The organism is Gloeocapsopsis sp. IPPAS B-1203, from assembly GCF_002749975.1.
Taxonomy (GTDB): domain Bacteria; phylum Cyanobacteriota; class Cyanobacteriia; order Cyanobacteriales; family Chroococcidiopsidaceae; genus Gloeocapsopsis.
On the sequence record NZ_PEIG01000001.1, the window covers coordinates 237515 to 250868 of the forward strand.

Consider the following 13354-nt stretch of genomic DNA (forward strand, 5'->3'; position numbering starts at 1 on the left):
AAGAACTCAAACTCCAGTTTACGCTTTAGCGCTTACTACCCGCAGCATTCCGTACTGGAACCATTTTCATATAGTCAATGTTGTAAGCTGAGACACCTTGAGCATAGTTTTGCTTGGGTGCGATCGCAGCTGCCATATCGCTATATTTGCGGGGGTCGCCTTCGCGTAGCTGACGCTGTTCGTACTTGCGGCTGTAGAATTGCTCTAAAGCAAAACGCCAATCGGTTGTGACAGTTCCAGCTGTTTCGCGGAAATCTTCACCATAGCGGGGAGTCACTAAGTTGAAGGGGCGACCTTCCATCCGCTTACGCTGATAAGGTACGGTATAGTCACCGAAATTATCAATGTACTCTTCGCTATCGAGCAAGGCATCAACAAAGCCGTGGAAGCCTAGCGTGCCAATTTTGATTGACCAAGCGATTTGTTCATCTTTATTAAAAGATGACCGACCAAGGAAGCGCTTTAAGCAGATGTCAACGAGACGATAGTTATTGTTGACAGCAACAACCATTTCGTAAAATCGTTCTGACTTTGCCAGTCCGCGAATAAAATCTCGTACGGTGATGGCACGATTTTTCAGTTGCGATTCTAGCTGTGACTGACGGTTTGCTTTGAGGATTTCATGTTCGCTGAATACCTGGCGATACGCTGCCCAGATCAAGTCTTGAATCTCTGCTGGCGAGTTAGCATCCTCCACACGGTAGATGTATGGAGTTTCATCGTCAAGGTCTGCAACGCCAAAGCTGCTGACGCGGTGATTTTGTGTTGTAGGTTTGTACTGAAGCAACGGCAATGCCATGCTGGTATCTCCGTTTCAAATAAGTTTAATTGTCAAAAATTGGGGAAACTCAATTTATTCAGCTGTTACAACCGGACAGGGAAGCTAGCTGAAGGATTGACTGAAACTGGTACCCCTTGTTTATTATCCCGTGTCATGTCCGGAATTTGGATGTTGGCAGTACTAACAGATGTAAATCGTACTTGTCGAGTATTGATCGAACTTGCCATTTCCATGAAATTATTGATATCGCCCCATTTGTAGCGCTCATTTTCTTCCTTGTCACGCCAGTAATCACCATAACGTGGTGTAACCAAATTGAAGGGACGATCTTTAAAGCGACGGCGCTGATACGGTACTGTAGTATCACCAAAATTAGTTTGGTATTCTTCACTGTCAAGCAAAGCATCTACAAAGCCACTCCAGCCCATAGTCGCAATTTTAATTGACCAAGCAATTTCTTCGTCTCGATTATAGGGGGCACGACCAAGAAGTCGTTTTAAACCAACTTCTACAAGTCGGTAGTTAGAATTTGTCTCGACAACCAAGCGACGAAAGCTTTCTGACTTTGCCAGTCCGCGAATGAAGTCGCGTACGGTAATCGCACGATTTTTCAGTTGTGATTCTAATTGTGCTTGGCGATAAAACTTCAGTGTTTCATGTTCGCTGAATACCTGACGGTAGGCTGCCCAAATTAATTCTTGAATTTCGCCATCAGAAGCGCAATCTTCTAGACGGTAAATCCAAGGAGTATCCTCATTGGGTACTTCATAACCCGACACCCGCTGGTTTTGGGAACTCGGTTGATATTCAAGTAAAGGAATTGGCATAGTTTAAGAAAGTTATGAGTGTTGAGTTGTGAGTGTTGAGTTGTAAGTTTAAGAAAACTTAATTCAAAACTCTTTATGATTCAAAACTTTTCATTACTCCACTGTTGGATTAGCAGAAGGAATGTAACGATAAGGTAAAGCGGTTTCTTTAGGTTTAACCGCACGTTGTACTGAATTTTCGCTGCGAGTCATATCAGGAATCTCTAGGTTTTTGATCTGTGAGGTAACACTAGCAACTGTACGTTGATAATTAAGCTCATTGGGTAAAAGACCTCCTGCCATAGCGAAAAAGGTGTCTGGAATTGCTTGACGTGCAGCTTCTTGTTTGGGCATATTTTGTGTTCGTCGTACCTGATAATAAGAACGTCCTGATATGGATTGTAAGCTCTGGCGATCGCGCCAGTACTCTCCATAACGCGGATTCACTAAATTAAATGGACGTTCGTTAAAGCGACGGCGTTGGTACGGAACTACATCATCGCCAAAATTCTGCCGATACTCTTCACCATCAACAACCGCATCAATAAATCCATTCAAGCCTCGAGTTGCAATGACAATTGACCAAGAAATCTGTTCGTCTTTACCGTAAGATGCTCGTCCTAAAAATCGCTTAAAGGTAATATCAACTAAGCGATAGTTGGAGTTTGTTTCTCCTACTAATTCGCGGTAAACTTCCGATTTGCCTAAACCGCGAACAAAATCTCGTACTGTAATTGCTCGATTGCGTAGTTGCGATTCAAGAAAAAGTTGACGATGCTTTTCTAAAATCAAGTGTTCGCTAAAAATTTGTCGGTAAGCTGCCCAAATTAGTTCGTTAACGTCTGTATCCGAAGTGGCATCAGTCATCCGATAAGCTCTCGGATCGTCTTCATCAGGCACTTCGTAGCCAGCAACTCGCTGATTTTGTGTTGTTGGGGTAATTTCTAGTAGGGGTATTGACATTTTGACAACCTTATTATAAAAGACAGAAATTTGTAAAAGTTTAGTCTGAAGTTATACTGAATAACTGCGCTTGAGCAAATTGCACCCGCGATCGCACTGCAGCATCTTTTTCTGTTGCTAAAAGTTGCGCAAACTTGCTTTGAATTTGAGACGTTAGTTCCGACGTAGTTGCTAGCCTTTGCAAGCCCACAATCGCAGCATAACGAATCGACCAATCAGCATCTTGGAGAATCAACTCCAAAGTTTCTAGCGCTTTTACTTGGGCAGTACTGCGTTCATTTGTTGGTAGTTCACGCCAACGCAAAGCACCCAAACCTTTAGCAGCCGCGCGGCGAACACTAGGAGCAAAGTCTGTCGCAGCCGATGCGAGTAATATATCTAAAGCTCGTGGATCGGCGATCGCTGCTAATGCTCGAATGGCATATGCTCGTGCGCCGTAGTTGTAATCATCCAGTTGTTCGATTAATGGTTGTACTGCTGGACTACCAATCTGAATCAACCCTTGTACAGCTGCCACTGCAGCAGTGGGATTGTTATATCCTAAGACCGCAATCAAAGTTGATATCCCTGCTTCGACTTCAGCAGATGCCAAATCCTGAACTGCTGCGACTAAGCGCGGGGCAGAGTCTGCTTGTTCGACGGCGCGAATGAGAGCTTGAGCTTCGGTCATTGAGGAGTCAGGGTTTATAAAAGTGAGTCCATTAGAGTCATGACTTGGATGGTGTCTTGAGTTGGTGCTTCGTGTAGTTTAGCTTGATGTTCTAGCAATCCTTTGAGCGCCAGCAGTTTGAAACTATTTTCTACAGCACATCGAGCGATCGCCTCTCTTGCTGGTAAATAGCCAATTGCGCCTAAATCGCTTAATGCAGTGCGACGTAGTTGTAAGTCATTACCTTCTAAGGCTTTTACTAAGCTTTGACCATAGCTATCTTCCTGCGTCAGCTGATACATTGCTCGCGTAGCCGCATACTGTACTTTAGCTTGGGGATGTTCTAAAAAAGGTTGAATCAGTGATATTGCCTGTTTTGCTTGTAGTGCCCCCAAAGCTTCAATTACCGAGTCATACGGTTGAGTCAAGTGCGGACGTCCTGAAACGGGTACAGCTTCCTCTACACCACCTGTTAATAATTCCATCAATGGGAAAATTGCCGCTGGCGCGTCTAACATTCCTAGGGATTGAGCAGCTGCTTCGCGTACGTAATAATCCTCACACGCTAAACAGCGGATCAACCCAGGTACAGCTCGCGTGTCACCGAGTTTTCCCAAAGCTCTCGCCGCGTTTCGTCGCAGCGGGTATCCGCCTAATTCTGTACGATCTGCTTCATCTTCTAAAGCTACAATTAAAGCCTCTACTGCTGCTGGCATGTTGACGCGAAATTTGCCTAACCACCAAGCAGCGTAGTAACGCAAGCTCAAATCAGGCGATTGCAAGTTGGCGATCGCCTGTTCTACAGTAAGTCCTTCTGTTTCCGCGGCGGATTGTGACCAATTGGACTGCATTAGTCAGAACTTTTAGCATCAATGCTTAACGGTTGAATACTGACAATTTTGCCACCCAGGCGGGTAATCCGTTGCATTTCCTCATTCATGCGGTTGTAGGGGACTGTAACGAATACACTGCCGCTACGACGAATATCGTAGTTGTTTTTGTCAGCTTCTTGATTCTGACGCAAACCTACAACTTCATAACGAAATACACGACTAGCATTAGAGGATATTCCTCCATTACCAACAGTTGTTTGACCAAACATTGCTGCTTTGTATCTCCTTTCAAAAGTTTTGAGTCGTGAAGTGTTGAGTTTTGAGTTAACCTCAATAGATAAATCAAGGAAACTGAATTCAAGTTTTGAATTTTGAATTAGAAGAATCTTAACTCATAGCTCATAACTGAGAACTCATAACTCCGTGATGCGGTGATTAAAGTGAGATGTAATTCTAGCTGACTCGTGGGTTGCTATCTAGCCTTTATCTGCACCTGCAGCTTTATTTTTACCTTCAGCTTTTAAGTTTTGTGTCACCGCTGTTGCTTCGCTTTTAGCTTGTCCATCGCCTTCAATTGTCAGCGGTTCAATGCTCACGATTGTGCCGCCCATGCGGTGAATTCGCTGCATTTCTTCATTCATCCGATTGTAGGGAACGCTAACAAAGAAACTACCGCTACTCCGAATCGGATAGCTTAGTTGATCGTTTTCATATGTCTGACGCATTCCTCTGACTTCGTAGCGAAACATCCGATTTTCGGCGTTGCTGAGTCTGCCACTGCCAAGTCCAGTTTGACCAAACATTTTTATTTGTATTTCCTTGTAGTATTTAAACTTTGAATTGGGATACGAGCAAGAAGCATAAGGCTCAATCCCTCGCTCCTCGCTCCTTGCTCCTCTTATGCTGGGGTGACGCTGACTATTCTGCCACCTTTTTTGGTGATTTCCTGATACTTTTGTGAAAGACGCTCGTAAGGCACTAAAAACGCAGTGCTACTCCGGCGTACTTTAGGATATCCAGGTTGGAGAATTCCAGTAACTTCGATGCGGTACATGCGTCCGCTTTCTTCAGGTGTACCACCAAGTGCTTTTCTTGGTGCAGCATCATTGGGAATTGAAGCGTGTTTCCAGCCAGAACCACTACTACCCGCAGGTTGCACAATATTGGAAGCTTGATTGCGTCCAAGTTCGCGAGTTAACCGAGGAGATTTACCACCTACTGTACCGCGATCGCTTGTCGCATATCCGCGATACAACCGGAACATTCTTGTAAAACCAGTGGTTTGCACGCCTGGCTCTACCATAAAGCCCCGATAATACGGAACCACATTGTTACCAAAGCTGTTTTCGTACTCAATGCTATCGATATGCGCATCAATCTCAGCATCGTAGCCCTGTTCCTCACACAACTGCGTATGATAGGCTAACTCTTCTTCACTATATGGTGCCCGACCTAAGAGATGCTTGAAATTGAGTTCAACAAAGCGTTGATTTGAATTCGGATAGAAAAACTTGTTTTTGTATAAATCTGATTTAGCAACGGCACGGACAAAATCTCGAACTGTGATATTTCCTTGCCGTAATAGCGATTCAGCAGAGGTTAGACGTTCTGCTTGCATCACATAATCGTTGCCCAATACCTGACGATAAACAGCACGAATAACTGTTTGAATATCATCTTCTGTCCAATCAGGTCGCAGCTCAACTCTTGATGAAGCATCAAACGCCGAAAGACCGAGTCGCCCTGCTGCTGCTAAATTGTTTACCATTAAAGCACTCATCAACGGTTCCCCCAACGCAATAAATTGTGATTGTGCAAAATTGGAAAAACAATGCCCGGAAAAATTAGCAACTGCTAGCTTTTTGTGCCAACACTCGCTTACTCTTCCGGGCATCGCACCTGAATACTAGCTCAGGGCGTTGATGGCGTAATCAAGGTAGGTGTTAGCTTCGTTAGCTGCTTGACCTTGCAAGCCGTGGTTGGACTTAATATGCTTTAGTGCTTCGACATACCAGCTAGGAGATAGGTCGAAGGAGCGGTTGATTTCATCCAAACCAGCAATTAAGTACTCGTCCATAGGACCTGTACCACCAGAAACTAGGCAATAAGTTACCATCCGGAGGTAGTGACCGATATCACGAGCACACTTGGACTTACCACGCGAATCAGCAGCGTACTGAGGTCCCTGCATTTGAGTGGTGTATGGGAACTTTTGATAAACTGCTTGAGCAGCTCCATCAATCAATTGCTGTGACTTTTGAGTCAATGATCTTGCAGCTTCCATGCTAGCTGCTGCGCGGTCAAAGCGACCATTGATAGCTTGTAGTTCAGTGTTGCTTAAAAAACGACCTTGGGTATCTGCAGCACCAATTGCTTCTGTAATTGGGGTTTTCATTGTTGCAATATCTCCTTTTTGTTTTCTCGTAGTTTACTTAGCTATATTAAGCTTTGAAAATATTAGGCAACAGCAGAAGCAGCGCGATCAAAATAGCTAGCTACTTCAGACATTAATTGGCTACAATCACCTTGGGTAATACCGTTGGGGTCGTTAGCAATCTTGATAGCAGCATCTTTCATTTTTTGTACGCCAGCAGCAACTGAACCACCAGGTACGCCCAAAGCTTGATAAGTTTCACGCAGACCGTTCAAGCAGCGATCGTCAAGTACGCTAGCATCTCCAGCCATTACGGCATAAGTTACGTAGCGTAGGATGATTTCCATGTCGCGCAAGCAAGCTGCCATACGACGGTTGGTATAAGCATTTCCACCTGGTTGAATCAACTGGGGCTGCTCTTCAAACAAAGCACGAGCTGCATCAGTCACAATGCTTGAAGCGTTGCTGGTGATGCGGTTCACTGTATCCAAGCGCTTGTTGCCATCTTTCACCATATTGGTGAGTGCATCTAATTGCTCGTTACTTAAGAACTCACCTCTTGAGTCTGCTTGAGATACTACTTTGGCGAATGCATCTAACATCGACTTTATTCTCCTAATGAGCGAAAAGTAGAGTGCTGTTTTTAAAAAATCAGGAATGTTGTTGTATGCAGTTGGAATTGACTGCAACAGACCTTAGCTTCAACACTGTATTCAAGTTTCAATTTTTCTTGGTCGCCGTGAATCGGGGATCAGACGGTAACAAGAGAGAAATCTGAGAAATTGCGTGACTTTTATGAGAAAGTCATTAACTTGATTTACGAGTGTTTTTCATTGCTTTTGCCTGTTACTTAACCCCTCCAGGTACTCTTTATACAATGCCCTCGTGTCATTATTTTTTACAAGTTGTTAAGTTTTTCCTGTGTTTGCTAAATAAAACATCAAACCCTTATATCACAAGGATTTCCTTGCTAAATTACCTCATCTACCTGTAACAAAACTTCACGTATTTATACTTACTGAAGCCAAATATATTTTTTTTATTTTTTCTTTATTTTTTCTCTAAGCACGGAAGGTTAATGTTTTGGTCGTACATAACCTAATTGTATCAAGATAAATTTTGTTAAAAAATGTAAAGGAGTTGTGTCTAAATATTTCCATTAGTTGTTGCAATTCTTTAGCTAACAGAGGTGTGGCAAATAGCGATCGCTATCCGGCGACGTAACACTTGTAAAAGCGTAGTAAGACTAGCTGGCAAAGGCGCGATCGCCTCAATTGCTTCTCCAGTAACAGGATGCTGTAACCTCAGTTTCCAAGCATGGAGTGCTTGTCCAGGAAGATTGACACCAACTGAATGACCAGAACTATAAACAGGATCTCCGACAATTGGATGACCAATAGCAGCACAATGAACGCGAATTTGATGCGTACGTCCTGTTTCTAGCTGAAAGTGCATCAAGGTATAGTTACCTAATCTTTCTTGAACCTGCCAGTGAGTAACAGCAGAACGTCCTCCCTTCTCTGTAGAAACAACAGCCATTTTTTTACGGTCTACTGGATGACGACCGATAGGAAGGTCAACTGTACCGCTTTCAGTTTTAGGAACGCCATAGACAACGCCTAGATATTCCCTATGGGCAGTTTTCGCTTTGAGTTGTGCCTGGAGATGTTGTTGCGCAAAATCCGTTTTGGCGACCGCGATCGCACCCGTCGTATCTTTATCCAAGCGATGCACAATTCCAGGGCGCTGTACGCCACCAATACCAGGTAAGTTAGGGCAGTGTGCGAGTAAGGCATTGACTAATGTACCTCCAGCATGACCTGGTGCTGGATGAACGACTAACCCTGCTGGTTTGTTAATAATCAACACAGAGTCATCTTCATAAAGAATATCCAGGGGAATATTTTCTGGTTGTAAATCTAGCGGTTGCGCTTCAGGAATTTTAATTGTGATGCGATCGCCTGGTTTTACAGTAACTTTTTTGGACGTACAAACTTGATCGTTAACTTGTACTTGTCCTTGTTCAATCAAATTTTGGATACGCGATCGCGATAAATCAGGTAATTCTTGTGCCAAATAACGGTCAAGGCGATCGCTTTGTGCTTGTACTTGAATATTTATTGTCAATTCAGAATCAACTCAACAAAAATCATCAATTTATATTCTGGCTAATATAAATTCTGTTTGGAAAATGAACTATATTAAACTTCAAGCTTGCCGAATACATTTTTAGAGTGATGAGTCAAAGTAAATGGACAGTTCTGTACAATAAGCTGTTATGTTTCTTTATTTCTAAGTTATGACAGTACAAACAGTTTATATGTGAGAAGTTCAGCATTAGGTTAGTTTTAATTGTTACAACGATGCGTATTCTATGAACTTCGACCAAGCTAATTTTGAAGTGCGGTGTGAGTGGGGTAAACAAGGAGTTTTACAATTAGCTCCTATTAGTGATGTCATTATTGTTGTGGATGTTCTCTCATTCTCGACTTGCGTTGACATTGCTAACAGCCAGGGAGCGATCGTCTATCCCTACCAGTGGAGAGATGAATCTGCACAAATATTTGCTCAGTCCGTTGATGCGGAATTAGCAGAAAAGCGCGGCGGCGGTCGTTATTCATTATCCCCAGCATCGTTAATGGCAATTAGCAAAGAGGCGCGGTTAGTGCTTCCCTCTCCCAACGGTTCATCTTTAAGCTTGACAGCAGAAGCAACTCCGACTTTAACTGGATGTTTAAGAAATTATCGAGCTGTTGCATTAGCAGCCATGAGTTATGGACAGCGGATTGCCGTTGTACCAGCAGGTGAACAATGGAGTGATGGTAGCCTTCGTCCGTCCTTTGAGGACATGATTGGAGCAGGTGCAATCATCAGTCATCTTAGCGGTAGTCTGTCACCAGAGGCGCAAGCCGCAACTACAGCATATCAAAACTTTCAACACAGTCTAGAGTGTCTAATCAAGCAATGTGGCTCTGGCAAAGAACTGATTGAGCGAGGTTTTGAGCAGGATATTGAGTTAGCAGCAAAGTTAAATGTCAGCGATTGTGTTCCTACATTGGTTGGCAGAGCTTATATCAATCTCGCAAGATGATAACCTCAATGCAACTGAAAGGTAATGCTATGTAAGCTAAACTTCAAATTGGGCGACAGCTAGATAAAATCTCATGCACCTTTACAACATTACCAATTACAGCGATCGCCGGTGCGCTGAATTTCGCTTCCATTGGTGTCACAATTGTGGCTAATATACCAATTAATTCTTTGATTAAGTTCCGTTGAAGGCGGGGGTGGTAAGGCGGTAGCTTGAAGGCAGTAACATGAAGCATTGGGCATCGAACCAGACGTCAGGCTGCCCATTCTGTCAACTCTTGCCGCAATGAACCTAAAAGTATACATTGAAACTTCTATTCCCAGTTTTTATTACGAGGTGCGTTCTACCCCTGACATGGTGGCGAGACGCGAATGGACAAGGGAATGGTGGAGTAATGCAAGTAACAACTATCGGCTTGTGACTAGTCTTGCTGTGCTGGATGAACTTAACAGAGGTAGCTTTCCCAGAAAGACTGAGGCAGTAGAAATGATCAGCGGCTTGCCATTTGTTCTTATTGAACCCGCAATTGCTGAAATCGTAGAAGTGTATATTCAGCAACACCTAATGCCTAACGATCCAGTTGGAGACGCCCTACATCTTGCTCTAGCCTCATACCATAAATGTGATTTTCTGTTGACCTGGAACTGTCGGCACTTGGCAAATGCAAACAAGTTCGGTCACATTCAACGTGTGAACGTTATGCTTGGATTGTACGTTCCAACGCTAGTCACGCCATTAGAGTTAATCGGAGCGCAAGATGATGAATGATGAAGCAATCAACCAAATACGTGAAGTTCGCCACATTATTTCTGAGGAGCATGGACACGATCCTCAGAGGTTAGTGAGCTACTATATTAAACTTCAGAAGCAATATCCTCAAGCCCAGTTTCAAGATAATTACTCAGAAGCTGTTCAAGCGTCAAGAAAGCTAGCTGCTAAAGACAGTAAATAATCTAATAGATGTTTGATTTCTAACCTATTACATCAGCCGCATCTATCGTCCAAACTGGGCGACAGCTAGATAAAATCTCATGCATTTTTACGACATTACCAATTACAGCGATCGCTGGTGCACTAAATTCTTTTGCTTCCATCTGTGTTGCAATTGTGGCTAATGTGCCTATTAGTTCTTCTTGTTCGGGGCGCGTACCCCAGCGAACTAAAGCTATGGGGGTTTCTAAACTCAATCCGGCTGCGTGCAACTGTTCGATAATATGAGGTAGATTGTGGATTCCCATATAGATAACGATTGTTTCGGAACCGTGAGCGATCGCTTGCCAGTTGATAACTGGGTTATACTTTCCTGCTGCTTCGTGTCCTGTTACAAAAGTGACTGAAGAACTGTAGCTACGATGCGTTAATGGAATTCCGGCGTAAGCCGGTGCAGCAATACCTGAAGTAATCCCAGGAACAACTTCCACAGGAACTCCAGCTTTTACTAGGTCTACCATTTCTTCACCGCCGCGACCAAAAACAAACGGATCGCCACCTTTTAGCCTGACAACAATTGCATTATCTTGTGCTTTTTCAATTAAGAGTTGCGTAATTTCTTCCTGAATTAACGAATGACGTCCCCGACGTTTTCCCGCATGGATTTTTTCTGCCTGGGGGTTAATCATCATTAATATTGCAGAACTGACTAATGCATCGTAGATGACAACATCCGCACACTCTAGCAATCCCTTACCCTTTAGCGTCATTAATCCTGGATCTCCAGGTCCTGCACCCACCAAATAAACCTTACCCAATTCTTCTCTCTCTGTGTGCATTGTGGCTTATTTCTCAACCAAATCCCAGATTAAACTGGCTAACTCAGCACTCGCGCCGATTGGTTCTGTCAAATGTAAATTTAAACTTGGGAATCGCATTTGTAATTGCGCTACTGATTGGGCGATCTCATCAGTAATCCCTCCTGCAAAGAGAAAGTAAGGTACAATGCCAATTTGCTGATAACCTGCATTTGCTAGTGCTTGTACGCGTGATTCTAAACTTGGTGCTATTGCCCAATATGCATCTACGGCATTTAGTTGCTTTGCTACTGCTTTGACTGGTTCTTTTGCACCAGGGCGACGACTACCATGAGACAACAAAATCCAAGTTTCAATGTCCTTCGTAACTATCTTGGCTAATAATTGCACTAAACCTGGATGCGTACCAAGATGTGGTTGTAAATCAAGTATGACTTTTTCTCCTAAAGTTTGTTGAGCGATCGCGACTTGAGTAGGAATATCTTCTTTAACGTGCGTTCCTGGTAAGAGAAATACTGGTATGATTTGAACTTTGTTATAGCCTTGAGTAAGGGCGCGATCGCTAAAGTCTACGATTTGCTGCGCTAATGACAATGGACTTAGCTCTAAACACGCTTTATCAACCAGTAGTTGCTTAGTTGAACTGATGTCTACAGTAGGCAAGTGATGAAAACGATTGTTTCCAGAACGTTGCTGATTACTTACACTAATTTGTACTGGCGAGTAAGAAATCAACTTAACCAACTGCTCCATAGCAACTTCTGGTCGCGGGTCGCGACTTCCATGTGATACCAGCAAATAAGCAGATGGCATTAACTAAGTACTATCAATATCGTTATCTCTTAGCTATTATAATTAAAACCTTCTTCCTAATTTGTTTTGTATCATTTTTATCCATTTTGTACGACTGTAGCTAAAGTTAAAATCTTGGATGACTTTGATCGTAATGCTTAAAAATTTAGGTTTCATAAAAACATGAAAGGTCAGTAGATAGAATTCTTACTGACCTTTTCAAATTTATTTTTTACAATCGATGACTAAGTGCCTTAGTGCTTATCAGCAACAGGGTCAGCAATATAACGGAAAGTAGGCTCAGAATTCCAAGGACCACGCTCATCCTGCTTACCATTTGTAGATAGATTGTAATAAATATCTACTGTTTCATCTGGCTGAATTTCACCAAAGAACGGATCAGTAAGCTTACCTAGAGAATCTAGTGCCTTCATGAACATCTGTGTGTGCGAGATTTCTCTGGTGAGTAGATGGACTAAAGTCTTCTTAGTGCCTTCATCAGGGGCTAGCTTAATCAGATCCTCATAGGTTTGACGCGCACCTGCTTCAGCGGCAATATTAGCCCGTAGGTCGCGGACTACGTTACCACCTTCGTTAAGATAGGTAGCTGACCAAGCATTACCTTGGCTATCTAAAAAGTGAGGTCCCATACCACGTACTGCAAACAATGTGCTTTTATAAGCTTCTGTCTGATCTACGTTTTTAGTATGCCCTTCAATTAGTTTGCCCACCATTTCTAAGTGACCAAACTCTTCAATCGCAATATCCTGAAGCATATCTTTGATGCCAGGATGCTCGACGTGGAATGACTGTACCCAGTATTGTAAAGCGGCAGAAAGCTCACCTGTCGCTCCTCCAAACTGCTCTAAAAGCAATTGTGCAAAACGGGGGTTTGCCTCATTGATATCTACTACGTGAATTGGTTCTTTCTTGTGAAAAAACACGGCGTTCCTCTCTTTTACGGCAGTGATTTAGATTTAATTAGACAACTTATGGTAGAATAGCTGCAATCAACTTACTGAAATAAAACTTCAATAAGTCTGTAATCTTTTTACAATGTTAGTCTTAATAACTAACTCATACTTACTCCGCAAGAAAGATTTTACTACTTTAATATTTCTATCCAAGTAAGCATTATGCAGTGCTTTTCTAGCTTTTTACAGTTAAGCTAAAAAATAAATATAGTGTATATCCCACAACATATCTAAAGTTAATTATTATACATTAAATAACCGTAGTAATTTGAGACTAATTGCAATGCGGTGAGGAAACAAAAATAATCAAAGAAGGTCAATCCAAAATATCAAAAAATTTCAG

At 42.8% G+C, this 13354-nt stretch carries 17 protein-coding genes and 1 pseudogene; 3 read left to right on the top strand and 15 right to left on the bottom strand.

Annotation, left to right across the window (positions count from 1 at the left end):
* Nucleotides 1-25: 25 nt before the first annotated feature.
* The 11 genes from cpcG4 to CSQ79_RS01195 all read right to left on the bottom strand — a co-directional run bounded on the left by cpcG4 (nucleotide 26) and on the right by CSQ79_RS01195 (nucleotide 8533).
* Complete coding sequence (cpcG4, locus tag CSQ79_RS01145) at nucleotides 26-799, bottom strand: phycobilisome rod-core linker protein CpcG4 (protein ID WP_099699371.1); 774 nt, start codon at nucleotides 797-799, stop codon at nucleotides 26-28.
* A 65-nt stretch (nucleotides 800-864) separates the two neighbouring features.
* A complete protein-coding gene (gene cpcG2, locus CSQ79_RS01150; RefSeq protein WP_099699372.1) occupies nucleotides 865-1608 on the bottom strand; it encodes a phycobilisome rod-core linker protein CpcG2 in 744 nt (247 codons plus the stop codon).
* Between the two features lie 93 nt (nucleotides 1609-1701).
* Entirely contained in the window at nucleotides 1702-2550 is an 849-nt protein-coding gene (gene cpcG1 / locus CSQ79_RS01155) for a phycobilisome rod-core linker protein CpcG1 (protein ID WP_099699373.1), read from the bottom strand.
* Between the two features lie 40 nt (nucleotides 2551-2590).
* Nucleotides 2591-3220, bottom strand: coding sequence for a C-phycocyanin alpha-cysteine-84 phycocyanobilin lyase subunit CpcF (cpcF, locus tag CSQ79_RS01160; RefSeq protein ID WP_099699374.1), 630 nt, complete (start codon nucleotides 3218-3220; stop codon nucleotides 2591-2593).
* Between the two features lie 14 nt (nucleotides 3221-3234).
* Entirely contained in the window at nucleotides 3235-4050 is an 816-nt protein-coding gene (gene cpcE, locus CSQ79_RS01165; protein WP_099699375.1) for a C-phycocyanin alpha-cysteine-84 phycocyanobilin lyase subunit CpcE, read from the bottom strand.
* Nucleotides 4050-4301 carry a rod-capping linker protein CpcD gene (gene cpcD, locus CSQ79_RS01170; RefSeq protein WP_099699376.1) on the bottom strand — a complete coding sequence of 84 codons (252 nt, stop codon included), beginning with the start codon at nucleotides 4299-4301 and terminating at the stop codon, nucleotides 4050-4052. Before cpcD (CSQ79_RS01170) ends, cpcE begins: the two co-directional genes overlap by 1 nt.
* Nucleotides 4302-4508: 207 nt before the next feature.
* The gene (gene cpcD / locus CSQ79_RS01175) at nucleotides 4509-4835 is read right to left on the bottom strand and encodes a rod-capping linker protein CpcD (protein WP_099699377.1); all 327 of its coding nucleotides are present in this window, start codon (nucleotides 4833-4835) and stop codon (nucleotides 4509-4511) included.
* A 95-nt stretch (nucleotides 4836-4930) separates the two neighbouring features.
* Nucleotides 4931-5812: a phycobilisome linker polypeptide gene (locus CSQ79_RS01180; RefSeq protein ID WP_099699760.1), complete on the bottom strand. Its 882-nt coding sequence runs from the start codon at nucleotides 5810-5812 to the stop codon at nucleotides 4931-4933.
* A 126-nt stretch (nucleotides 5813-5938) separates the two neighbouring features.
* Nucleotides 5939-6427, bottom strand: coding sequence for a C-phycocyanin subunit alpha (cpcA, locus tag CSQ79_RS01185; RefSeq protein ID WP_099699378.1), 489 nt, complete (start codon nucleotides 6425-6427; stop codon nucleotides 5939-5941).
* 62 nt (nucleotides 6428-6489) lie between these two features.
* Nucleotides 6490-7008 carry a C-phycocyanin subunit beta gene (gene cpcB, locus CSQ79_RS01190; protein ID WP_099699379.1) on the bottom strand — a complete coding sequence of 173 codons (519 nt, stop codon included), beginning with the start codon at nucleotides 7006-7008 and terminating at the stop codon, nucleotides 6490-6492.
* A gap of 574 nt (nucleotides 7009-7582) precedes the next feature.
* Nucleotides 7583-8533 (bottom strand): RluA family pseudouridine synthase, encoded by a 951-nt coding sequence (locus tag CSQ79_RS01195; RefSeq protein WP_099699380.1) that lies wholly within the window; start codon nucleotides 8531-8533, stop codon nucleotides 7583-7585.
* Between the two features lie 247 nt (nucleotides 8534-8780).
* On the opposite strand from CSQ79_RS01195, the gene CSQ79_RS01200 reads away from it, so the two are divergent.
* A complete protein-coding gene (locus tag CSQ79_RS01200; RefSeq protein WP_099699381.1) occupies nucleotides 8781-9497 on the top strand; it encodes a 2-phosphosulfolactate phosphatase in 717 nt (238 codons plus the stop codon).
* A gap of 43 nt (nucleotides 9498-9540) precedes the next feature.
* Here CSQ79_RS01200 and CSQ79_RS01205 read toward each other — a convergent pair.
* Nucleotides 9541-9669: pseudogene (locus CSQ79_RS01205) on the bottom strand (uroporphyrinogen-III C-methyltransferase); the annotation flags it as partial.
* A gap of 113 nt (nucleotides 9670-9782) precedes the next feature.
* Here CSQ79_RS01205 and CSQ79_RS01210 point away from each other — a divergent pair.
* Both CSQ79_RS01210 and CSQ79_RS01215 read left to right on the top strand, forming a co-directional pair.
* Nucleotides 9783-10265: a type II toxin-antitoxin system VapC family toxin gene (locus CSQ79_RS01210; protein WP_099699761.1), complete on the top strand. Its 483-nt coding sequence runs from the start codon at nucleotides 9783-9785 to the stop codon at nucleotides 10263-10265.
* Nucleotides 10255-10449, top strand: coding sequence for a hypothetical protein (locus CSQ79_RS01215; RefSeq protein WP_143755404.1), 195 nt, complete (start codon nucleotides 10255-10257; stop codon nucleotides 10447-10449). The genes CSQ79_RS01210 and CSQ79_RS01215 overlap by 11 nt, the downstream gene beginning before the upstream one ends.
* Nucleotides 10450-10468: 19 nt before the next feature.
* On the opposite strand, the gene cobA is transcribed toward CSQ79_RS01215, so the two are convergent.
* The 3 genes from cobA to CSQ79_RS01230 form a co-directional block, all read right to left on the bottom strand.
* Complete coding sequence (gene cobA / locus CSQ79_RS01220) at nucleotides 10469-11266, bottom strand: uroporphyrinogen-III C-methyltransferase (RefSeq protein WP_099699383.1); 798 nt, start codon at nucleotides 11264-11266, stop codon at nucleotides 10469-10471.
* 6 nt (nucleotides 11267-11272) lie between these two features.
* Complete coding sequence (locus tag CSQ79_RS01225) at nucleotides 11273-12058, bottom strand: sirohydrochlorin chelatase (protein ID WP_099699384.1); 786 nt, start codon at nucleotides 12056-12058, stop codon at nucleotides 11273-11275.
* A 233-nt stretch (nucleotides 12059-12291) separates the two neighbouring features.
* Nucleotides 12292-12981 (bottom strand): manganese catalase family protein, encoded by a 690-nt coding sequence (locus CSQ79_RS01230; RefSeq protein WP_099699385.1) that lies wholly within the window; start codon nucleotides 12979-12981, stop codon nucleotides 12292-12294.
* Nucleotides 12982-13354 lie beyond the last annotated feature (373 nt).